The organism is Paenimyroides ceti (assembly GCF_030409925.1).
In genome coordinates this window covers 12,971-35,375 of the sequence record NZ_JAUFQU010000069.1, presented here as the reverse complement: position 1 = coordinate 35,375, position 22,405 = coordinate 12,971, and the positions used below count along the sequence as shown (strand labels likewise).

General features: G+C 31.2%; 20 protein-coding genes and 1 pseudogene. 3 read left to right on the top strand and 18 right to left on the bottom strand.

The features are described 5' to 3' along the window. Positions 1-8: 8 nt before the first annotated feature. The 9 genes from QW060_RS23880 to QW060_RS23840 form a co-directional block, all read right to left on the bottom strand. Positions 9-557 (bottom strand): hypothetical protein, encoded by a 549-nt coding sequence (locus QW060_RS23880; RefSeq protein ID WP_290365316.1) that lies wholly within the window; start codon positions 555-557, stop codon positions 9-11. A gap of 11 nt (positions 558-568) precedes the next feature. Beyond that, complete coding sequence (locus tag QW060_RS23875) at positions 569-1,336, bottom strand: DUF4138 domain-containing protein (RefSeq protein WP_290365315.1); 768 nt, start codon at positions 1,334-1,336, stop codon at positions 569-571. Positions 1,337-1,359: 23 nt separating this feature from the next. Then, positions 1,360-2,391, bottom strand: a complete 1,032-nt coding sequence (gene traM, locus QW060_RS23870) for a conjugative transposon protein TraM (protein ID WP_290365314.1) — start codon at positions 2,389-2,391, stop codon at positions 1,360-1,362. After that, positions 2,392-3,027 carry a hypothetical protein gene (locus QW060_RS23865; protein WP_290365313.1) on the bottom strand — a complete coding sequence of 212 codons (636 nt, stop codon included), beginning with the start codon at positions 3,025-3,027 and terminating at the stop codon, positions 2,392-2,394. A 1-nt stretch (position 3,028) separates the two neighbouring features. Beyond that, the gene (locus QW060_RS23860) at positions 3,029-3,829 is read right to left on the bottom strand and encodes a hypothetical protein (protein WP_290365312.1); all 801 of its coding nucleotides are present in this window, start codon (positions 3,827-3,829) and stop codon (positions 3,029-3,031) included. Beyond that, entirely contained in the window at positions 3,830-4,282 is a 453-nt protein-coding gene (locus QW060_RS23855; protein ID WP_290365311.1) for a hypothetical protein, read from the bottom strand. Between the two features lie 79 nt (positions 4,283-4,361). Continuing rightward, on the bottom strand, positions 4,362-6,764 hold the full coding sequence (locus QW060_RS23850) for a TraG family conjugative transposon ATPase (RefSeq protein ID WP_290365310.1): 2,403 nt from the start codon (positions 6,762-6,764) through the stop codon (positions 4,362-4,364). Beyond that, complete coding sequence (locus QW060_RS23845; protein WP_290365309.1) at positions 6,757-7,020, bottom strand: hypothetical protein; 264 nt, start codon at positions 7,018-7,020, stop codon at positions 6,757-6,759. Before QW060_RS23845 ends, QW060_RS23850 begins: the two co-directional genes overlap by 8 nt. Before the next feature lie 20 nt (positions 7,021-7,040). Then, positions 7,041-7,310, bottom strand: coding sequence for a hypothetical protein (locus tag QW060_RS23840; protein WP_290365308.1), 270 nt, complete (start codon positions 7,308-7,310; stop codon positions 7,041-7,043). Positions 7,311-7,717: 407 nt separating this feature from the next. Here QW060_RS23840 and QW060_RS23835 point away from each other — a divergent pair, with 407 nt between their 5' ends. Further along, positions 7,718-8,371, top strand: a complete 654-nt coding sequence (locus tag QW060_RS23835; RefSeq protein WP_290365307.1) for a hypothetical protein — start codon at positions 7,718-7,720, stop codon at positions 8,369-8,371. 287 nt (positions 8,372-8,658) lie between these two features. Here QW060_RS23835 and QW060_RS23830 read toward each other — a convergent pair whose 3' ends face one another. After that, entirely contained in the window at positions 8,659-10,215 is a 1,557-nt protein-coding gene (locus tag QW060_RS23830; RefSeq protein WP_290365306.1) for an IS1182 family transposase, read from the bottom strand. 50 nt (positions 10,216-10,265) lie between these two features. Here QW060_RS23830 and QW060_RS23825 point away from each other — a divergent pair, with 50 nt between their 5' ends. Then, positions 10,266-11,171: a DUF3800 domain-containing protein gene (locus QW060_RS23825; protein WP_290365305.1), complete on the top strand. Its 906-nt coding sequence runs from the start codon at positions 10,266-10,268 to the stop codon at positions 11,169-11,171. Positions 11,172-11,373: 202 nt separating this feature from the next. Here QW060_RS23825 and QW060_RS23820 read toward each other — a convergent pair whose 3' ends face one another. The 4 genes and pseudogenes from QW060_RS23820 to QW060_RS28700 all read right to left on the bottom strand — a co-directional run. After that, positions 11,374-12,609, bottom strand: a complete 1,236-nt coding sequence (locus tag QW060_RS23820) for a type IV secretory system conjugative DNA transfer family protein (RefSeq protein WP_290365324.1) — start codon at positions 12,607-12,609, stop codon at positions 11,374-11,376. A gap of 393 nt (positions 12,610-13,002) precedes the next feature. Next, a complete protein-coding gene (mobB, locus tag QW060_RS23815) occupies positions 13,003-14,160 on the bottom strand; it encodes a MobB family relaxase (protein ID WP_290365304.1) in 1,158 nt (385 codons plus the stop codon). Further along, complete coding sequence (locus tag QW060_RS23810; protein ID WP_290365303.1) at positions 14,160-14,447, bottom strand: hypothetical protein; 288 nt, start codon at positions 14,445-14,447, stop codon at positions 14,160-14,162. The genes mobB and QW060_RS23810 overlap by 1 nt, the downstream gene beginning before the upstream one ends. Positions 14,448-14,468: 21 nt before the next feature. Further along, positions 14,469-14,723 (bottom strand): annotated as a pseudogene (locus QW060_RS28700) (BfmA/BtgA family mobilization protein); the annotation flags it as partial. A gap of 332 nt (positions 14,724-15,055) precedes the next feature. On the opposite strand from QW060_RS28700, the gene QW060_RS23805 reads away from it, so the two are divergent. Continuing rightward, positions 15,056-15,208 (top strand): hypothetical protein, encoded by a 153-nt coding sequence (locus tag QW060_RS23805; protein ID WP_290365208.1) that lies wholly within the window; start codon positions 15,056-15,058, stop codon positions 15,206-15,208. Positions 15,209-15,310: 102 nt separating this feature from the next. Here the strand turns inward: QW060_RS23805 and QW060_RS23800 are convergent, their stop codons facing one another. Genes QW060_RS23800 through QW060_RS23785 form a run of 4 tightly spaced genes read right to left on the bottom strand, consistent with a single transcriptional unit; the run spans position 15,311 to position 22,356 of the window. Beyond that, the gene (locus tag QW060_RS23800) at positions 15,311-18,418 is read right to left on the bottom strand and encodes a type I restriction endonuclease subunit R (protein ID WP_290365302.1); all 3,108 of its coding nucleotides are present in this window, start codon (positions 18,416-18,418) and stop codon (positions 15,311-15,313) included. Further along, positions 18,411-19,601: an AAA family ATPase gene (locus QW060_RS23795; RefSeq protein WP_290365301.1), complete on the bottom strand. Its 1,191-nt coding sequence runs from the start codon at positions 19,599-19,601 to the stop codon at positions 18,411-18,413. The genes QW060_RS23800 and QW060_RS23795 overlap by 8 nt, the downstream gene beginning before the upstream one ends. A 20-nt stretch (positions 19,602-19,621) precedes the next feature. Next, the gene (locus QW060_RS23790) at positions 19,622-20,812 is read right to left on the bottom strand and encodes a restriction endonuclease subunit S (protein WP_290365300.1); all 1,191 of its coding nucleotides are present in this window, start codon (positions 20,810-20,812) and stop codon (positions 19,622-19,624) included. After that, entirely contained in the window at positions 20,809-22,356 is a 1,548-nt protein-coding gene (locus QW060_RS23785; RefSeq protein WP_290365299.1) for a type I restriction-modification system subunit M, read from the bottom strand. The genes QW060_RS23790 and QW060_RS23785 overlap by 4 nt, the downstream gene beginning before the upstream one ends. Positions 22,357-22,405: the final 49 nt, after the last annotated feature.

Below are 22,405 nucleotides of genomic sequence, written 5' to 3'. Positions count from 1 at the left end.
TTCATTTTTTAAAAATTAATCTTTACTCCGACTTGTCCAAAAAGAAGTTCTTTATCAATGGTAGATTGAAATACATTTTGATATTTGAATCCACCAGTTAATGAGAAAGCGGGAAACACAACCAATTCTAATTCAACTCCGCCATACGCTCCGAAATTGTTACTATTATAAACAGGTAAAACATCTTGAATAATTCCAAAATTTTTTAATTTTTCGTTACTATACAAACCACCTAGATAAAGCTGTACATAAAACGGGTGTGGAATAACCTTTTCTAACGAATATGTTCCTGCGATTCCAATTCTTTTACTCTCGAAATTACCCTGATATCGTTCAACACCATAAAATGATACATTATAGTCTTGTTTTAAAAGATCTAAGTCAGCTCGTAAACCTAAAAACTTATTGCCAATAAGCTTCTGAACATTCAGATTGTAGTTTGTTCCCTTGTTTACAAAGCCGTAATTCAATCCTAAACTGTACTGCCCAGCATAATGCGATTGGGCGAAGGTAGAGGAATATAAAAGTCCGAAAAGGAATAAAAGTGTCTTTCTCATAATTCAATATTTTAATTGTAATTCCGGGCGTTATCTATCAATGAAGAGATAATTTTAAAATTTAAATTTCGATCTCCATTTTTTTCAGTTAATTCAAAAAGCAATTGTTTATCATCACCTACAGAAAATTTATCGAACATAAAAACGATGTCATTTTTCCCTTTTGGAATCACTTTACTATCTGGAGTTAGATTTACAATATTCACATCTATTGTTTGTTCACTGGTAGCTATACCCTTATCATTGGTGATATAAAACTTATATGCGTTTACATCATAATTAATATTACTGTTATTGTCGATTCGCATTAAAATGTAAATCTTGTTATGATTCACGTAAACACCTTTTAAAATGAGCTTTATATTCTTATAAGATGTGATGTTTCGGTTTTTGATATAACCCGATTCTTTTAATAGCCTTTGGCTTATGGTTTCATTATTATTTGATTTATTTGGGCTTGGCACTTGACTAACCGATGTATTTTGATTTGTCTCATCAACCTTTAAAATGAGTTCTTGCGGATCATTATCGTATTGAAGCAAAAAATTATAGGTTTTATTATCAACTGTTTTTACAAAAAGGTTTGTTTCTTGAACATTTGGCTCTAAAAACTGAATAAACAAAATATCATCTACTTGTCTAATTCCTATTTTATCGTGAATAGAAACTGAATTTTGATAAAAATCTACTTTAGCAGGAAACTGAACGGTGATAAACTTATCCGTTGATGCTTTCAATGTTCTTAGTTGTGCATTAGTATTTATTGCTAATCCCAACATCAATAGTGTAATTAATAACTTCATCATTTCTGAATTAATAATACTTTTTGATTATCTATAAATTTTACCGAACGTTCTTTTACTTTATTTGAAACCACACTTCCTACTACATTACCTGCTTTTCCTAATATTCCTCCACGCCTTGCAACATGATCAACGGCAGTATTTCTTCCTTGTTTTAAAGTTTCATCCATAGAAATAGGAATTCCCTTTAAGCCATCATTACTGTAAACCATTAAGTTAATTGGAATGATAGATCCATTTATATTCGCTGTTTCAATGACAATCTCAGCACGGTATTGATTGAATCGTACAATGCCAAAAAGAGAAGTGTTCCGTGGTATCTTAGTTCCATTAACTACGCCTTCTTCATTGGTTTGAAACCGTAAGGTTTGTCCATTTTTCACTTCTTGTGTTCCTCTTACCACTGCTTTTATGGTACTGTTACCTACCTGTTTTCCTTTTTCAAATAAATCTTTTTTTGATTGTTGAACGGTACTCACATTATTCACGTAGGTTTCAGTTGTTTGCACAGTTGTTCGCTGTTCAATTTGCTGAACCCGGTTCTCTATATATTCGTTCTTATTTGCGGAAGAATAGCCTATATTATTATTCACTGGTTCTTCAACCTGCCACATAGATGAGTTCCCGTATCTATTGTAATTAGATGGTTGAGCCGGTGTGGTATTATCTACTTTTTGATGAATAGGTTCATAATTTGAACCGACACTACTGCCCGATTTTGTCTGGTTGAAATAATCCATATTATCTTCAATATCATCTGTTTTTTTTCTTGCAAAAAACTGGGTCATTCTTTGGTTTGGATCTCCTTTAACGGTATCAAATTTCTGTAATGCTTGTAATCTATTTTCATATTGTTCTTTCTCTTCAGACAATGGGATATCTATTGAATTTACTTCTTTATTTGCAGTATCTTTTCCTGATACAAAAGAGAAACCAACCCCAATAACACCTATGGAAACAATACCAAAAATGGCATAAACAATATACTTCCGTTTATCTTCTTCACTTAAGTTTCTAATATCCCAATTCATCTATTCCATTTCTTTAAGCTGTTCAACATCTTGAATTAAAACCTTATTTTCTTCTACATAATCAACTATCAAAAGCCCATAAGGGTTGTAAGGATAATTGATTGAAACATCAATCATAGATAGTTTAATTTCTATGTTATATACTTGTTTTTGTCCTGTATTGATTATCTGAATTTGTGAAAGAAAACGAAGCGTATATTTCCCATTTTCTTCCACCCATTTCATCGTTTCAGGAAGTACTTTTGCGTGTTGAATGATGTTATACTGAAGTAATTGATTGTAATATCCTGCGTTTTCTTTGTTCTTAAAGATTCGAATCACGTTGTTATCTAACAACCATGCTAATTTTTCTTTTTTGTCTTTGTAATTAAAAGCATCAATATCGTAGGCATAATTGACAAATAAATCTGCATTTGCCATTACTTGACGGATTCGATCTTTCTTTTCATCAATTAAAGTAAGTGGAAGCATTTGCCCTTTGCTATCAATGGCATACACGTGGTTCCGACTATGTAGATAGGTTTGGTAACTGAAATATGCAGATGATACTACAGAAAGCACTGTAATAATAGCCATTGCGTAAATAGCTGCATTATTTCTTTTGAGTTTGTTAAATATATTTTCTCCTACTTTCATACTAATTGAATAAATTTTCTACCAATCGTTTGGTAGCTGCAAATAATTTAATTTTCAAGAAAAATGATATGCCCAGTCCTGCTATATACATCAATAATCTTTTCGTTAAATTGGAAGGATCATCAGGGTTGATGCTTTGAATTTGTGATGTATGTGTCATTACTAAATTTGACAAATGAAATATGGCCATATACGGTATAGGCAATATTAAAATTCCTACATACTTTTTAATCCAACGGTAAAAAAAATCTTTTGTACCGTCGAGCTGAGAAAAGACAATCGCTAGTGGAAAAACGAATCTCATAATTTGAATTAGAAATACTCGCTCTATCAAATAGAATCCGTAAACCAAATTATCTAACACCCATAAAAAGCAATAAATCGCATAAAAGATTACAATAATACAATTCGCGACGAACGAATCAATAAAGACATTTAAGCAATCAAACCCAGAACAGCCATCCTGAAGCATTTGGAGTTCTAACATAGCATTGGTAAATACTTCTGTATTGAAAGGAACTGTTTTAGTTGTTATAGAATCATCGATTTGAGAGAATATATTTTCAATCATATCAATAATCCAATCGGCAGAAATAATAATCATACCAGCTCCTAAAACTTCCATAAAGCCTCCCAATCTAGGCTCTTCATGATCCATAGTCTGAAAGTACTTACCTAAGTATTTAAATCCTAATAAGGCAATTGCAAACGCTTTAAACCCTGTAATGGTATAGTTTAAAATGTTCTCACTTTCTATTGATTGTCTTATACTATTGATAAAAGAAAAATCAAATGCCTCCATCTACAGATTTTTAAGAATGTATAGCTTGGTTTTTATTTTTCTTGCGTTTGATGATATTACTTGATTTTCTTTTTCCAACATATCAATTCGTTCCTTATCGGTCATATTAAAAAATCCTGACGAAGTAATTTTATTAATCATCTTCGCTGAATTATTAATTGCAGTGAGTGAATTGGAAACAGAATTTATTGTTGCCTTAGCTGTAGAAGCATTTTTAATATTTTTTGCCAACTTCTCAACCTGTTGCGCACTTTTGATAGCTTCTTGTTGCCGATCGATCATATCAGATATGAGTTGTAACTGACCGACGTACGAATTAACTTTTTCAATTTTCTGAACGTTGGTTTTTACCAATTCATAATTATCCATTGATACTTGCAGGCTTTTCAGCCCATCAGCGATTTGTTCCCCCAACAAAATATCTGTAGCAGGTGCTTCTGTAACGGTAATCATTTGTGCATTACTACTAATTCCTACTAATAATGCAACGAGTAAAAAAATTCTTTTCATAGCTTATTTTTTACATAATTCATTAACTAATCATTTTTGCAATGGCTTTTTCCATATCGCCACACTCTTCGTAATAGTTCATTAGCTGCTGATTCTTATTACCTTCGGTTTGGTATGCCCAAAATACTTCAGGTGGTGTTTCCAATCGATAAACGCCGTGTACATTTCCACGCATGATAAACACTTCAGAATACGGTTGTTCAGCAGAAAAATTACTTTGTATAGATACTAATTCGTTGTAAGCATGCTCGGACAAATGAAAACGCCTTTGAATTTCCCGATAATCCTTAGCATTCAACACGTATAACATTTGTGTATTTTCTATAATGGAACGAGCTGTTGTATTTTCAGGTAATTGGGTTATAGATTGTAACACAATTCCAATAGCAGAATTTTGTTTTCGTACGGCTTGAAAGAAATATTCCACCTTATTCAGAACCCCTTCAAACTTTAATTGCTTAGCAAATTCATCGAAAAATATATAACCTCTTGTAGATTTATCCTTCCAAATAATGTCCTCAATGGTAATTCCGATCAACTGAAGCATAATTGTAAGTAGCAACTCATTATCTTTAATTTCGTCTAATTCAAAAACAATAATTCGTTTATCCATTAAAGACTGGATAATTGTATTTTCATCTTCCCGATAGAGAAAATCATACAATCCGTTTTTTCTGAAATCAGACAATAAGAACAAGAACTCTCGTAAATCAAAATACTCCGTATCAATCTCTAGATCAAACAACAATTTATCCTTAGATTTTTCTACAAAATCAATAAAGTCTAAAAAAGAGAAGTACGAATCCCCATCTTTCTGTTTTGATAGATAATAATGCTCAATGATTTTTTTAAGAGCGGTACTCTCTTTTTGGCTAGCTACTTTATCTCTTCTATAATGCGTTTGAACGAATAGCGTTAATTCTTCTACTTTTTTGGAAGTAATTTCCCCTTGTATTAAAAAGGGGTTTATACCTAAACTTTGACCTTCTTGATAAGTGATATACGCTGTATCGGGATAAAGAGCTGAAAGCTTTTTATAAGATCCACCTAAATCTATAATTACTGTTTTACTGTTATTTTGCTCATTAAAATTTCTAAAAATATGATTTGCCAAGAAAGATTTACCATATCCCGTAGGCGCAACCACAAAGAAATTCCGGGCATTCATGTACTTCTTTTCTTCGTCCCAAGTATCGATACGCACAGGAATATTTGAATTAAAGCGAGAATTAAATAAAATTCCTTCGTCATCATTCTTATAATTGGTTGTATTATTAAACAATGAAACCGCTAAATTTAAATTTGCCCTATAGGTTTGTTTATTGGAAAAATACTGCGAGAATAAAGGAAATGAGTAATTAAAAGTCGCATTCAGATAATTGGAAATAGGCAAATAGGCTTTAATATCCAATTCTCTACACTTCTGAATAATTTGATTAGAGCGTACTTTTAAATCTTCAATATTCCCTGCAATGGCTATAATATTATTATGACCACGAATGATTTGAACATGATCTCTTTCATTAATTACATCTTCAATAATTATTTTGGTTTGATCAAATCCGATTTTATTTTCGTTGGAAAACTTCTGTGATTTTTCAAGTTGTTCATTTCGTTTTTCTAAATCCCGAGTATGTTTTTTACTATCATCTATAAAAATAATTTGATTGTAAACGTGATCGAAATTGAGATCAAACCCAAATATGTCACCGTTACTTTGAAAGAATTTATAATTAGCGGTAGAAAAGTCTTTATCTAATTTATAAGATGCTACGGTATCAGGCATTTGCTTTTCATCATTGATACAAACGGCAGCCAAGAATTTATCGCCAATCTGAATATGATCTTTCTCAAATATTCGATCTGTTATTAACTCATTGGTAAACCCATTAAAAAAATAATCTTCATAAGCCAAGGTTTCGTCAAATGAAAAAGCACGAATTCTAAAAGCGTTTCCGCTGTTAAGCTTTTGATTATTGAGAAACGAAACCGTATTTTCTACAGCATCAATAAAACTGTTAATCTTATCATCATATTGGGTGAACTTCTTTTTTGTTAACCTTTTAAAAGGATTTTGAATTTTATCGTTAAAAAAAGTTTCTATGCTTGTTCTTACAAAAAACAAATGGCAGGTATGTTCCAAATAGGAACGATCCTTAAAGTATTTTTTAGTTGATCTCTGTAAAAAATTAGTATCTGACCAAGAATGGGTGCTTAAATTGTTTTGAGTATAAATGTCCTGCTTACAAATAATTGTATTTGTAGGAAGATATTTAAAAGCTTTATTCCAAAAATCATTGATAGCCTCTAAGTCATCTTCACCCAAAGAGTATTTCTCGGACAAGTCAATTTGAAACCCCATTGCAAAAACACCATTAGTTGCCCAAATTTTATTTTCATCTATTGCCAATGCGGTATCATTCATATTTCGATATTTTTTTGGGTAACTTTTCATCAGATAAACTAGAGAACAATCCTCTATTAGAAAGAAGGGAAACACAAATCAAATAAGAAACTCCTATAATTAATAATATAACTATAAGTTTTGGGATAGTAACTCCTGTTGTTAATGACATTAAAGAGCATATAACAATAATAATAAAGACCATAAAAGCCTTTACATTCATACCCCAGATTGAAGGTTCTTTTCTAAAGTGTTTATAATTTTTAATCTTTCTCATAGCCAGAAAGTATTTTTAAATTATAAACTTGTCGATCCTACATATTGATATAAACTAACGATAACTCCTACGATTACGCAGTAAAGTACAATGCTAAAAACACCTTTTTTCCAATCGCCCCCTTCTTTAGTGAAATGACCTAAGTTAACAAGAGCGACAACTATAAAAAGAATAGAAGCGACAATCGGAAAAATAGACGAAATCTGTTGCTTTAAATTGTTTGCCGGTGATTGCAAATCAAGGTTTTGGGCGATAGTATTCTGTGCGATAGCAAAGGACGCTATCGCCAAATAAATTAATTTCTTTTTCATGAATTTTCTTTTTCAAAAACCAAGTTATAATTTTTTTTTCTAACTATACACTCCTTTTTATGTTAATATTTCATTTTAACATTTGGATAAACATGAATGTAAAATATATATTTCTATATATACATATATGTATATATAATGAATTAAGAAGCTTGAAAATTAAATTAATGAGATTTTAAACGTAACACATTAGATAAGTGAAAGTAGAATTAAAAGGAGGACTGATCAGAATATGTTAAAATATTCTTTATATTTGATTAATATAAAATGCGAAACAAAATAATAAAAACATGCGACTATCTTCCCTTAATGACACAAAAGAAGTATTAAAGCTTCGCATATAAATAAGTTGTACGCAAGCTTTCTAAACTTCATGCCAGAAACTAATGGAAATAATCTTATCGCTAATTGGAGGTTTTTTAATCGGATATTTAACTTCCTATTTTAAAGAAAAAGGGAAAAACAAAGCAATAATTGAAGATACCTCACAAATAACAGAAGAAAAGGAAAAAGTTACTTCAAAATACGGTCTAGAAACAACTAGACGTAAAATTCAATATGAAACTAAAAGTAACGCTTATATGAAATATTTTACTCTTTTAGACGAACAATCACAAGTTGGAAATTTAGAAGCGCAACAAGAATTTCTTCCTGTTCTCACAAAATTCAATACAGATTATTTATGTAACGTTGGCGATACAGAAAAAGAGTTAAAAGCTGCCTCAGAATTTTCTAATTCTATTCAAGCAATTATGATGAAATCTCAAGAAAGATATTTTAAGTTCAAAAATGAAACAAATTCTTTAAAATTAATAGCTGGAGATAGCGTACTAACTCTTTTAGATGAAATGGATCGTTTGTCACAATTATCATTCGATGTATCTGCACAAATGATGAAAGATTTAGCTAAACAAATCATCGAAAAAGATATGACATCAATGAATGAACAAAAAAATCTTCTAGAAAATTTAGCTGCGCAAACTCTTGAAATAAAAGAAAAACTTGTTGCTGAAATAAGAAGAGAACTTTCTGAAATATAAATAAGCCAGCGTACAACAAGGGTTTGGCGCAATGGCGGGTTAAGTCATAAAACAAAGTTTCGGCTTTCTATTCCGCAAAAAGCCAATTATATTGACTTTTTTCTTAAATTTATTCAATTAATTGGCTTTTGCTTACCGTGTCGCTAAATTGAAACTTTTCGCTTCAATTTCCGCCACTGACGTCAAGCCCCGAAACGTCAGGCTGTGAAAAAAGTCCTTTTCAGCAAAGAAACAGCTTGTAGAATGAATTTATACACACTTATAAGGTGCTTTTAGAGCACCTATTTTTATGCACAGATTTTTTCTTCTGAAATTTTGAAAGGTTTATATGGAAGGAAATGATGTCGTTTTTGGATAAAAATAGTACCGCCTGGGTACTTGGGTATCCATTGGTGCAGTTTTTCCATTAGGTTGTCAAAACCTAAGATATTGCGAACTCTTTTCATATTGTACACCAACATGATTAATGCTACTTCTCCATTCACGTTCTTTAAGCCTCGTAGATTGGTATAATACAAATTCCATTGCCGCTTAATGGTGCCAAAAATATGTTCATTGATTTCTTGTCGTTGGCAATATAATGCTGGATTTGATTCGTAATTTTCTTTGTTCTTTTCTACATATGCAGCATATTCACTGCGTTCTATCTCTCTTCGGCCATCGTGCCGACCTGTACATAAATGTTGCACTGCGCAACTTTGACAAGCTCCTGTTCGGTATTTCTTAAACTGATAACTAACATCATTATCACGCTTTTTGCGGTGCAATCTACCTGTAGTACGTAAGGTTTGTCCTGCTGGGCAAGTATAAGTATCTGATGCCTCATCATATACAAAGTGCTGAACCATATAATCAGGCTGTGTGCCTTTGGTATTGCTGTTGACAAGCTCTTGGCGGGCTACAATTGTATCTATATCTGCTTCTTGGCAAGCTTGTAGTTCTTTTCCGGTGTGGTAACCTTTATCTGCTAAGACCGTTAATTGTTTTGCTTCGATATTATCTTTTGCTTCTTTGCTGATAGCATACAAGGCATTTTTATCATTGCGATTGATCGTGTGTGTAGCCACTACTAATTTATGCTCTTGATCCACGGCTGCCTGCACATTATAACCCACTTCTACAACAACTCCTCTTACCAATAAGGCTCTCGCATCTGGATCTGTTGTGCTTACTTGTGGTTCTTGGCTTTGAGCCAGCTGATCTTGTAAGGCTTCGTATTTTATCTTATGTTGCTGTAATCGAGCTAGTTTTTCTTGCACATTACCAAGGCTTATCGCTTCATCTTCACAGGCATCGGTCTGCTCAAATTCTTCTAGCAATGCCTTGCTTTTTTGTGCTATGTAATCCAAGTGGCGTTGGATCTTTTTAGGATTGTAATTATTTTTTTTGCTGTTGTTGCCTCTAATTTTGGTGCCATCTACGGCGATTACTTTTCCGCCTACTAATCCTACATCTTTCAGAAATGAAACAAATAGTTTAAACAGATTTTGTAGCGCCGTCGCATTGATTTTACGAAAGTCGGCTATGGAATGGTAATTGGGATGTAGTCCCTGCAACAACCATTGCAATTCTATATTTCGGATGGCTTCACGCTCAAGCTTTCTGCTGCTACGGATGCCATTGAGGCAAGCGTAAAGATAGAGTTTGAGAAATAAAGAATCACTAAAAGATGACCGACCTTCTTTCTTTTTATCCGAGGAAGTTAAAGAGCGAACACCTAGTTGCTGAAGATCTAATTTTTCTACAAAAGCATCTATAAATCGGACATCATTATCGGTAGCAATTGCAGCTTCTAAACTAGAGAATGTAAGTTGATGTCTGTCTAAACCATTGATTATAGGCATAAAACCGTGAATTATGAATACCTTATGAATTTATGAAATATTAACTATATTTGAAAGGAGTTTGTGTACTTTTTTCACAGACTGCCGTTACCTGCAATATTCCTCAAACTATGTGTACATATTTTGCTTTTAGCGATGAATGTGGATTATATAATCCTAAAAAACCAAATTTAAAAGTTCATCCTTATTACATTCGTTCAACAATATTAATCAAATCTTCAGAGTGGAAAATACTTAAAGAAAAGTTTTTTGCACTTAAGAAAGAATATGATTTGCCAATAAATAAAGAAATTAAATGGGCTTATTTGTGGAGTTTAAGAATTCATCAAAAAAATAAAACACCAATTAAAGACAATAAAGATTTTAAATTTCTAGAAAATTATGATTATCATAAATTAATTGAATTTGTAGAAAAAACTTTATGTTTATTGAACGATATAGAATATAAGAAAATCGTCCTAACTGTAACAAAAAACAAGAACAATTCACAGTATTCTGAACCCAAAATGCTTAAAATGCATTTACAAGAACATATGCAAAGAATTGAAATGGAAATTCAAGATTCAGAAGAAAATTTAGCTGTTTTATTTTTTGATCCCGTAAGTGAAAACACAGACAAATTATTAAGAGATGTATATTTCGAACTTATAAATGAAGGCGATTTTATAGAAAAATATAGTCATATTAAAGATAGCTTAAATATTGAACATTCACATCAAAGTGTTGGTATTCAAATAGCCGATTATATTTCAGGTACATTCTCAGCAATGCTAAGAGGAATCACATCAAATAATTATGAACTTGGACAAAAGATGTTTTTTGAATATGTGTATCCAAATTTAAGAAGATATAATGGTAAAATAATGGGCGCAGGAATACGTGAAGTTCAATCCGATTCTCAATTTAGAAATTATCTGAAAACAGAATTCGAAAAAATCAGTAAAAAATATTTATAAAATACTGCAGGTAATAACTAAGCTTTCGTCTTGCCCGGAGGGCACGAGATGAAAGCCCGTTGAACGGAACCGCAGAAAGCTTAATACTTAATATGGAGTTTTCTAAATGCAGTTGTTAAATATACAAGCAGTAATTTTACTATTACTGCTTTTTATTGAAGAGCATTTTGTTTTAGATTAATTTTGTATTACAACCAATTTTTTAAAATAAATTCTTCACATCATCAAATATTTTTTGAAAATGTAATTCCAAATCTTCTTTAGAAACCGTTCTTACAAGATTCAAATGAGGTTTATTTATATCTGCTTTTTTGAATTTTATTACTTGAGATTTCCCACCGCTAATAAATGCAAATTGTCCTACTTTAAATTGGGTAAATTCAAAAGCCCGGACTTTAGAAACTTCACGTTGAGAAATGGTTCTCGAATTTGTAGACCCAAATAAATCTGAAGCACCTTTTAAGTTTTTAGAAACTTGTTTTTCTTTTACCAATTCAAAATATTGTTCGTTGAATTTAGCCGTATCGGGATCATTAGATTTACCTAGGATTTGAGTTCCCAGGTTGGAAGTAATTTCACGGAAATCATCACGGCCGTACTGTACATATCCTTGCGAAATGTCTTGTATGGCGTAAACTGTACTTACACCAAAACTTCTCATGGTAGCAGGTATTTTTGCCATATTTAAAAGCTTAACCGTAGGTGCTTCGTCTAATAACACAAAACTTTGTTTCCTATTGCGTTGCATCATTTGTGAAGTTGTTGTTTGTAATATAGCTGCTAATAGTGGCGTTAATGCAGAAGCATTTTTGGGTTCATTAATAACCGACAGTACAATATTAATTTTTGGATCGTTAACATTCAAATCTATTTCGTTTCCTGATAAAATGTAAAAGGCTTCAAGATTTACTATCTTACGTAATAAAGAAGCTAGCGAAGCTAATACAGCGGCTGTTTGTCTAGTAGATTGAATACCCATTAAAAAAGCGGAAGCTTGACTCATAACTCGTGAGTCGGTTTTTAACCAATCTACCAAAGGTTTAAATGGCTGTGCATTTTCTTCCTCATCTGCATTCAGCAATTCTTCCAAGCTTAAAAAAAATGCGACTGCATGGGGCAAGGTACAATATTCAGGATGATAAGTTCGTAATTTTAAAATAATTGCTGCGAACAAACCTGCCCCGGCTGAATAAAAGAAATCTTCCTTTTCATCTTTTCCTTTTAGATTTAATAAAATTGATTTTGATATGTTTTCTATATCTATTTCGTTTTCTATATACTGTGGAGCAATTGGATTGATACGATAGGAATAATTAACATTATGCAATGAAATGGCTTTTAAACGATCCCCAAATAGTCCAAAAGCTATTTCAGATAATTCCCCATTTTTATAATCATAGATAACACCAGTAAATTGATGTTCTGCAAAATGTTTCATTAAATAATAAATAGGACTTTCCGTTTTTCCTGATCCCGCTCCAGCAACTATAAATACACCTGTATTTACATTGGGGATATAAATATTACTTTTATTGGCCGGAAAATAAACTTGTTTTGGATCGGCTTCCTTTGGCTTCGATTTAAAAAAGGATGTCAATAATCCAATTAAAAATGGTGGTAAAACCAAGAGAGAAATAAACAAATAATTCTTTTTAAAAAAATATAGATAAAGGCTAATGATACCTAAAGTTATTAGAAAACCTATTAGTTTGTATAAAAATCCTTTTCGGAAAAATAAAATAAATCCTATTATTGAAATGACAATCATTATCAATACAATCAATTTATTTTCGGTAGTTAAATTAGAGAAATATTCCATAGCAATAGTAATTTACATTCCGTAACCTTTTTCAATAGTTTTAGCAACAGTCTTGGCAACTTTAAGTGTTAATTGTACTGGGTTGGTTGGTATTTTTAAATGAGTAGGAATATTTATTCCTAATGTCTGTGACAATTGCATTTTAATAAGATTTGAAGGATTTGAAATAGTTATTCCGGCATAATTACTCAGTTCTTTTTTAACACTGTTTGCAATCCCCTGTTTAGTTAATTCACGAATTCCTTTTGTTCTTGCCTTTTTTTTATGTGCTTCATAAGATTTCGAATAATCTCTTCTGTAATTAAAATATTGATCAAAACTTTTTTCAGCGTTTTCAAAGAATACATCCCGATTAAAACCAATTGTTTTATTTACTTGATTATTCAATTTAGAATTTTGAGAACGGTATTGAGTCATTGGAGAAAGACTTATTTTATTTCTTGAATCATTGGTATTATCATGACGAGAAACAACAATATGCACATGATAGTTAAATCCACCTTTAGGAGATCCTTCTTTAATAACATCACCAGTAAAATAATCTTTTTGTAAAGATTCTTGAAGTTTTTTTATTTCGTTTTTATCAGACGAACTATTTATTTTATCTAATATTTTTTTATTTTCGATGACATTTTTATCTCGAAAATTATACGTGCGCCTCGTCTCAACTCTACCATAATACATCAGATCATTTTCAGATAATTTTTTTCCATTAATTTCTCGATTGAAATTATTTGCATACTCTTTCATCACTTCCCGGCTGTAATTCATAAGAAGATCACGCATCATCACATCACGAGCTGCAATTAAATCTTTTTCTGATAATTTAAGTTTTTCATTAATAATTTTTTCTTCTAAAAATTGATCAACTCTTTTTATAAGATGTTTCTGTTCTAAGTAAGAAGGAGAAATATTTATCATATAAAAATTAGATTCTTTAACACCTCTTTTACCTCTATTTTCATCAATATTTTGGATAACATCTTCTTTAGAAAGGTTAATATTTTCTTGATTAAAAAAACCAATAGACTCATTATTTTCCTCTTTAAAAAATGAATCTTCTTCAACAAAGCCACGCTCTTCCTTTTCTAAATATTCAAAAATATTCGCACAAGAAGAAGCGGAAGAATTATTCACGTTTGCTTTATGTGGGGTAAAATTGATGTACATTATTTATTGATTAATTGTTTTAGTTCATTTAATCTTTCAGGTGCTATAGTTGCTTCAACTTTTGAACCCATTAAACCAGATTTAGTTGTTAAAGAATTTAAAAGTTCGTTTACTAGTGGACGTAAATTATTCAATTCATTAAAATATAAATCTCTGCTTTTTTTAACCTGCGCTAATTCAATTTTATATTTTTCCAGATCCTGTTCCGCAGGAGAATTAACTTCCAAATCTTTCTTTACTTCAGTGATTACTTCGGCTTTAAAATTGACATCACTGTTATGATACATATCATAAACTTGATTACGAATTGGGATGACAGATTCCTTCTCAATATTTCGAATTATTCTGATTACATCTTCAATTCTTTTCAAACTTTTTTCGTTTGATTTTTCAATTATATTGTGCCAATCATTCGCATAATTTCTATTCAAATCAAATTTATTTTCTACGATAAATGAAGTCATTTTTTCAACAACTTCCGCAAAAGTTTTGATGTTATAATCTTCTTTTAAACGATCAAGTTTTAACTTTGTTGAAACATCAACACGAACCACATTAGACATATGTTACACTATTTAATACAGTTAATTTACTAAATTACAGTATTATAACAAAATCTTGTTACATTTTTGTTTACAAAATTATTTATAGTGTATGTTATTTTATTGATTATCAATACAATATGATTTACGGGGCAAAATTGCCCCGTATCCTCTCGCTAAACATACACTATATCTTTAATCATTCATTTTCGGATAAACAGACTTTCTTATAAAAATGGAATTTTCACTTTTTATATAAATAAAATTATTTGTAATTTTAGAATAATATTCAAACAACATTAAATTTTTAATTAGCTATGGAAGAAAAAAATGTAAAGAAATTATCTTTAAGATTGTACAAAATTCAAATGCAGTTAGAAGCATTAAATGACCAGAAACTTAATTCAATTATCAAAGAAATTGAATCCATTGACAAAGACCTTTTGAAAGAAAATAACTTAAAGTTTCCGACAAAGATGAAGCAAGAAATTTTGGAGTTTATGTAAAAAAAATGCTTTCCAATTGGAAAGCATTTTTATTTTAGTCTGAGTAAAAGTCCGAAAAAGAGAAAATTGTTTAATATTTTTTATTATTAATTTTTTTCTAAATTACAATCTCCCTCCCACTCCTTTAAACTTATCGATAAACGCACTTATCTTATGAAAAACGGTTTGCTTCTTTGTAAGATACTGAGGATTTAGAGGACTAATTTTTGGTAAAATTGTATTTAATTCAGTACCGTTTGAAGTTGCATATTCACGTTTTAATGAAGACTCAATATAACGTTTTGTTGCTTCTTCGTTTAAGTTTTCTTCTTCAATTAATTCTGTTGCTTCTTCCTTTTGTTTTACTTGTGCATATTTAAAGAACGCATCAATAACTGAAGCTTTATCTGGAATTGAATCTAAATCTGTTTCATTAATAAAATCAACCATTAAAGATTCTTTACCTCTATTACCAATACTTGCACGAATTACACGACTTACTTCTTCTACTAATTCAACTTTATCTTTTGTTTTTTTGTTGTGTTCGAAGATTAATTCTAAGATATAATCCAAATTAATTTCCTGCGATTTTAATAAATCAATTTCAAAAACTACGTCATCCCAATCTATTTCAGAATCTTCTGGTTGTTTTCCTTCCTTTTCCTTTCGTAACCAATCACGGATGTCATTATACGTTGATCTATAATCTTGAACTGTACGCTCAGGTAACAAAACGATGTCTTGCATTACTGCAATATCTTCATCAGAAACATGGTACATTTCTTTAAAGTCTTCTACTGCTTCTGAATCATTTATATCAATTGTTTGTAAAGCTTTTAAGCTTGTGAACTCATCATAATTTTGAAGTATATTCTCGACACGAAGATATTCACCAAACAACTTAGTAAACTCTTTTTTATCCTTTTCTTTTTCAATTTGATCAGGATTTGGAAATTTCTCGTTTAGTTCATTTACAACTTCTACAAAACCTCTTCTTGCTTCTCCTGTTGAATTATCTGTAAAACCTTCTAGATATTCCTTGTAACTTTTTTCTAATACAACATTCTTTGTATTGCTATTTCCAAATAAGGTAATTGCATCAACTGTTGCTTGCTCCAAATCACGGAAAGTAACAATATTCCCAAACGTTTTGGTTGCATCAAGGATACGATTCGTACGCGAAAAAGCTTGAATCAATCCGTGAAAACGTAAGTTTTTATCAACAAATAAAGTATTCATTGCCGGAGCATCAAATCCTGTTAGAAACATTCCAACTACAATCAAAAGATCGACTTCTTTATCTTTTACTCGATTAGATAAGTCACGGTAGTAATTTTGAAATGCATCACTATCAACACCATAACTTGTTTTAAACATTTTGTTGTAGTCCTTAATAGCTTTTGTAAGAAATTCTTTCGCCGTACTGTTTAATGCAGAAGGTTCAAAAGATTCATCTAAAATTTCTCCAATAGCTGTTTGTTCTTCATTAGCTGCAAATGAAAAAATGGTTGCTATTTTTAAAGGTCTATCACTGCCGATTTGCTGACGATTTAATTCTTCATAATAGCACTTTGCCGCATCTACACTACTAACGGCAAACATGGCGTTAAATCCTGAATTTCCCCCTTTAGTTCGATGCGTTTTTATGCGATAATTCTGTAAAATATATTTTGATATTTCGCTGATTCGACCAGGATGTAAAAATGCCTTTTTTGTATCTTCAGCATTCAATTTTTTTTCATCAACCTCCATTTCAACACCCTTGAATTGAGGTTTAACGTTGTGATAATCAACTTTAAACTTTAATACCTTTTCATCTCTGATGGCATCAGTAATTACATAAGAATGCAATTCTGTTCCGAAAACACTTGCTGTAGTTTCTGCACCCAATGCGTTTGTAGGAAAAATTGGTGTTCCTGTAAATCCAAACTGATAGAATTTTTTGAACTTTTTTTGTAAGTTTTTTTGCGCTTCTCCGAATTGAGAACGGTGCGCTTCATCGAAAATAAAAACTACTTGTTTATGATAAATATCTAAATCTGCATCCCCTTTCATTAAGTTGTTTAACTTCTGAATTGTGGTAACAATGATTTTATTATCACTTTTATCAATGTTTCGTTTTAAGCCAGCAGTACTATCTGATCCATTCACACTATCAGGAGAAAACTTTTGATATTCTTTCATGGTTTGAAAGTCTAAATCCTTTCGATCCACTACAAAAAACACTTTATCAATAAAATCTAATTGAGTGGCCAAACGTGCTGCTTTAAAACTAGTTAACGTTTTACCAGATCCTGTGGTGTGCCAAATGTATCCACCGCTTTCTAATGTAGACCATTTCTTTGTTTGATAAGCACTTTTTATCTTCCATAAAATACGTTCAGTTGCTGCAATCTGATAAGGTCGCATAACCAATAATGTATCTTTTACATCAAAAACAGTATAGGTTAGTAATACATTTAAAATGGTGTTTTTTTGAAAAAAAGTTGCAGTAAAATCCTTTAAATCCTTAATTAATGAATTGTCGGCTTTCGCCCAATTCATTGTGAAATCATAGCTATTTTTGTTGCGTGACACTGTATTGGCAAAATAACGAGTATCTGTACCATTAGAAATTACAAACAGTTGTAAATACTTAAATAACGAATTTGTAGAATTAAAACTCTCTTTAGAATAACGATGTACCTGGTTAAACGCCTCACGAATAGCAACACCACGCTTTTTAAGTTCTACTTGTACCATAGGTATTCCGTTGACTAAAATGGTAACGTCATAACGATTGGCATGTGTACCTGTTTGCTCTACTTGAGATATAACTTGAACCTTGTTACGAGTAACTGATTTTTTATCTACTAAATAAATATTTTGTATACGCCCATCATCAAACACAAAATCGTAAATGTGATTATCGTGTAATTTTCGGGATTTATCGATTAGACTATCGCTTGGTTTATCCAAATACTCTACTAGGAAACGATTCCATTCGTTGTCTGAGAACACGACATTATTCAGTGCCTGCAATTCGGTGCGAACATTCGCCAGCATAGCTTCATTTGATTTTAAATGCGTTGGATTCTCATAACCAAGATTTATTAAATCTTGTATAAATTCTTTTTCAAGAGCTGTTTCTGATTGATACGCCACTGGCGCTTCATTCAGCTCATAGAACTTAGTATATTTATCTAAAACAATATAATTGTTAGTTTCTGCAATGGTGTTGAAATTAGGCATCTTGTAACTGTTGTGTTTGTGGTTGTGCTTCTACTTCAAGAAGTTCATTATATTGTAATTTAAAGTTATGTTTTGTTAATAATGATTTAAAAACTTTTATAAACATATCTTTTTCTATTTCTTGAATTACTCCCATTTCATCACCTGAATGTTTACTATGACTATATAAATTAATCAAGCGAACAGCTATGGGTACATCATTCGTATTAACATACATAGGTATTAAATCTTCCCAATGATTAAAGCCTAAATAAGTAGAGGTTTTTTCTAAAACGTTTCTAAGTAAGTTAAAGTGATACTTGTGTATATTTCTGGTAATAGCCGCTGCATTTAACTCATCTAACAAGAATATATGATAAGAAAAAGGAGAATCGTTTGAGTCATTTAAAAGATATGTCCCATCATTTAGTTTTTGTAGTCTATATCTACCAGTATTTTTCTCACGATTCAATTCATTATACAAAACATTATAAAATAATGGATTATGCGTAGAAACAATGAATTTTACATTTGTCAGCTTAGCTTTCTTAATTAAATTTGATAAATCAACTGCTAGGTCAATTAAATGATTATCATCTAATGAACTCACTGGATCATCGATAAAGATATATTCTAATTCATCGAATTTATCACTTGAACGATCTTCTCTTTCCTCATTTAAAAGATCAATTATGTGCGCAATTAAACTATAGAAAACACACCAAATAAAATTACTTTCCTCTCCCTTTGATATTTTTATGTTTGTATCGCTATTATCTCCACCGGCCAAATAATCAAAGGCAATTTCTGTAAAATCATCATTTATATTTGGGGTTATATATCTGTTAGTGTATTTCTGGAAATTAGTAATAATGTTGCCATGTTGATTCTCATCTTTTAAAAAAGATAATGCTAATTCTGTAAAATTGTTAGGATGTACTAATAATTTACGATTAGTATCTGCCTCCAAGTCATTAAACCAATAAAATAAATCTTCTGTGAATGCATTGTAATACATAAACTTTATTGGAGACTCTGGTGTTTTTTGATCCTTAGGATCTACTACCTCTTTAAATTCACGAGAAAGACGTGTTTTTCCCGTACCATTAAACGCATAAATTAATTGAGTTTTACGAAATTTCTTTCCTTCCTCTTTTGTTGCTCTTATTAATTTTTGTGCTATTTCGGTTAGTGTTTGACTCATAATAGTTAGTAGGCTATTAATTAATTTTTCAAAAAGTTTAGTAACGAGTTTCTATAATATTCGTACTGCTTGTTTCTGAGTTCTATTTCTTTTTCTAATTGCGCTACAATGTTTTTGGTGGCTTCATCGTATTGATCTAATAAACGAACAATGCGTTCTTGTTCTTCAATGGATGGAACAGGTATTAAAAAGTCATTTAATTGCTTTAAATTTAAATTAGGTTGTGCTGACCCTTTCGAGTTTGATTCTATATAACTTTTCATGAGACCCGATTTCAATAAATGAAAGATATACTTTATAACAATTGAATTATTTAATCTTATAATTGCTAATGCTTGATTAGTATTAGCGGGCAGTAATTCTCTCGGTACAATGGCACATTTCCCTATTGTTGCTCCCGCAATAGTAATTAAAATGTCGTTCTCCTGTAATATTGAGCGCTTTAATTCTTTTTGATGTGTATCTTCATCGATAAATGATAATTTTTTCCGAACTATTATAGAGCCATCAAAGGCCTCTGTTTTTATGAAAGATATTCCATTGTTTGTATATCTTTTAGGTGTTGTACCCTTTGTTATTAATTTTGATATACCCTCCAAAGTTTTCCATTCCACATCCTTACTTTCAAATCTAAACAACTGCTCACGGAAGAACTCAAATTGTTTTTTACGGGTTTGGCGTTCCGTTTCTAATTCATTTTTTAATTGGTTCGTTAAAGAAGTTAATTCATCTAAAATGCGAACAATTTCTTGTTGGATTTCAAGGGATTTTTCTGGATTATCAGGGCAAGGGATTGGGATTGGGATATTTAAAATCTTATCTTTTGAAATATTATATGGAACAGCAATTTTATTTGAAATCTCGTACAAAAAATTTTGTTTACTTATTAAAAAGTAGTACAAAAATCTTTTTAGTACTAATTCTTCGTTAATTGGAAATATAGTAAATGCTACATCGTTCGCCCAGAACTTTTCAGTTTGCCATTTTACAAATCCTGCGGTACCGTACTGAGCAATTGTTATTGAATTTTCTTCACGATTATATTCATTTACATATCCCATAAATCCTACCCCTCCAGAGACTACAGGATACTTGCCATTTTCGATTAAATCTTTTTTAGTAACACGAACACCTCTAATCATTGCTGCAACTTCATACAAAGGAATCCATTCTACATTTACTCCTTGTAACAACTCTTCTAATTTGCTCATCCTTCGATTTCTTTTACAAGGTTATCAATTGCGTTACGTAAATCTGTGATGTTTTTAGCCGTAGATTCTAATTCAGAATTTAATACGTTGATATCTATAACTTCGCGTGTATCTAAAGCTTCTACATACGTACTTACCGAAAGGTTATAATCGTTTTCTGCAATTTTTTCATTTTCAATGGTAATAGCAACGTGTTCTTTGAACTCTTTCGAATCAAACAAATCCATAATTTTATCAATATGGGTATCTTCTAACATATTGTTATTAGTTACCTTTTTGTAAAATTCCTCCCCACTGGCATCAATAAACTGCGTTTTGTACTCTGACTTGTGTTTAGATAAAACCAAAATATTTACGCCAATTGAAGTTCCAAAGAATAAATTCCCTGGTAAGCTGATAACTGTTTCAACGAAATTATTATCTACTAAATATTTTCTGATTTTTTGCTCTGCCCCACTACGGTAAAAAATACCAGGAAAACATACAATGGCTGCACGTCCTTTACTTGATAAATAATTCAACGCGTGTAATACAAAAGCAAAATCTGCTTTTGATTTAGGTGCTAAAACTCCAGCCGGTGCAAAACGATCGTCATTAATTAAAGTGGGATCATCAGATCCTACCCAATTAACTGAATACGGAGGATTAGAAACAATCGCATCGAATGGTTTATCGTCAATAAAATGTGGCTCCGTTAAAGTATCTCCTAATTGAATGTTGAATTTATCGTAATTAATGTTGTGCAAAAACATATTCATACGCGCCAAGTTATAAGTGGTATGATTGATTTCTTGACCAAAGAATCCTTCTTCAATAATGTGGTTATCGAAATGTTTTTTCGCCTGTAATAACAATGCACCAGATCCTGCCGCAGGATCATAAATTTTATTTACAGAAGTTTGCTTGTGCATTGCCAATTGCGCAATTAATTTGGAAACGTTTTGAGGAGTAAAAAACTCACCACCCGATTTTCCAGCATTAGCTGCATAGTTCGAGATTAGAAATTCATATGCATCTCCAAACAAATCAATTTGACTTTCTTCGAACTTTCCAAAGTTTAATTCTGAAACTCCATTTAAAATAGATACTAAACGCTTATTTTTTTCCTCAACCGTATTACCTAAGCGTGTACTTGTAGTATCGAAATCTGCAAATAAACCTTTGATGTCTTGTTCAGAATCATAACCATTTGCTGAGTTTTCTATATCTGTAAAAATTGCTTTTAGGTCTGTATTTAAATTATCGTTTTTACCTGCTTTCTCAACCACGTTAATAAACAATTGACTTGGATATATGAAGTATCCTTTTGTTCTAATAGCATCGTCTTTGATTTCCGGTGTAATAATGTCGTTTGCTAATTTTGGATAGTTTACACTTTCGTCACCACCCTCGATATAACTAGTAAAATTCTCACTTATGAAACGATAGAATAAAGTTCCTAACACAAAGTGTTTAAAGTCCCATCCGTCTACTGAGCCACGTACTTCGTTGGCGATTTTCCATATTTTTGCTTGTAGTTCTGCTCTTTGGGCTGTGGTTGTCATTATTTAGTTTTAGTATTTATTTGTTTTAAAGGTATAAAAAGAACATTTT

Coding starts and splice junctions, on each gene's coding strand:
- QW060_RS23880 (WP_290365316.1), bottom strand. CDS start 557: ATGAGAAAGACACTTTTATTCCTTTTCGGACTTTTATATTCCTCTACC.
- QW060_RS23875 (WP_290365315.1), bottom strand. CDS start 1,336: ATGTTGGGATTAGCAATAAATACTAATGCACAACTAAGAACATTGAAA.
- traM (WP_290365314.1), bottom strand. CDS start 2,391: ATGAATTGGGATATTAGAAACTTAAGTGAAGAAGATAAACGGAAGTAT.
- QW060_RS23865 (WP_290365313.1), bottom strand. CDS start 3,027: ATGAAAGTAGGAGAAAATATATTTAACAAACTCAAAAGAAATAATGCA.
- QW060_RS23860 (WP_290365312.1), bottom strand. CDS start 3,829: ATGGAGGCATTTGATTTTTCTTTTATCAATAGTATAAGACAATCAATA.
- QW060_RS23855 (WP_290365311.1), bottom strand. CDS start 4,282: ATGATTACCGTTACAGAAGCACCTGCTACAGATATTTTGTTGGGGGAA.
- QW060_RS23850 (WP_290365310.1), bottom strand. CDS start 6,764: ATGAATGATACCGCATTGGCAATAGATGAAAATAAAATTTGGGCAACT.
- QW060_RS23845 (WP_290365309.1), bottom strand. CDS start 7,020: ATGAGAAAGATTAAAAATTATAAACACTTTAGAAAAGAACCTTCAATC.
- QW060_RS23835 (WP_290365307.1), top strand. CDS start 7,718: ATGGAAATAATCTTATCGCTAATTGGAGGTTTTTTAATCGGATATTTA.
- QW060_RS23830 (WP_290365306.1), bottom strand. CDS start 10,215: ATGCCTATAATCAATGGTTTAGACAGACATCAACTTACATTCTCTAGT.
- QW060_RS23820 (WP_290365324.1), bottom strand. CDS start 12,609: ATGAAACATTTTGCAGAACATCAATTTACTGGTGTTATCTATGATTAT.
- mobB (WP_290365304.1), bottom strand. CDS start 14,160: ATGTACATCAATTTTACCCCACATAAAGCAAACGTGAATAATTCTTCC.
- QW060_RS23810 (WP_290365303.1), bottom strand. CDS start 14,447: ATGTATCATAACAGTGATGTCAATTTTAAAGCCGAAGTAATCACTGAA.
- QW060_RS23800 (WP_290365302.1), bottom strand. CDS start 18,418: ATGCCTAATTTCAACACCATTGCAGAAACTAACAATTATATTGTTTTA.
- QW060_RS23795 (WP_290365301.1), bottom strand. CDS start 19,601: ATGAGTCAAACACTAACCGAAATAGCACAAAAATTAATAAGAGCAACA.
- QW060_RS23790 (WP_290365300.1), bottom strand. CDS start 20,812: ATGAGCAAATTAGAAGAGTTGTTACAAGGAGTAAATGTAGAATGGATT.
- QW060_RS23785 (WP_290365299.1), bottom strand. CDS start 22,356: ATGACAACCACAGCCCAAAGAGCAGAACTACAAGCAAAAATATGGAAA.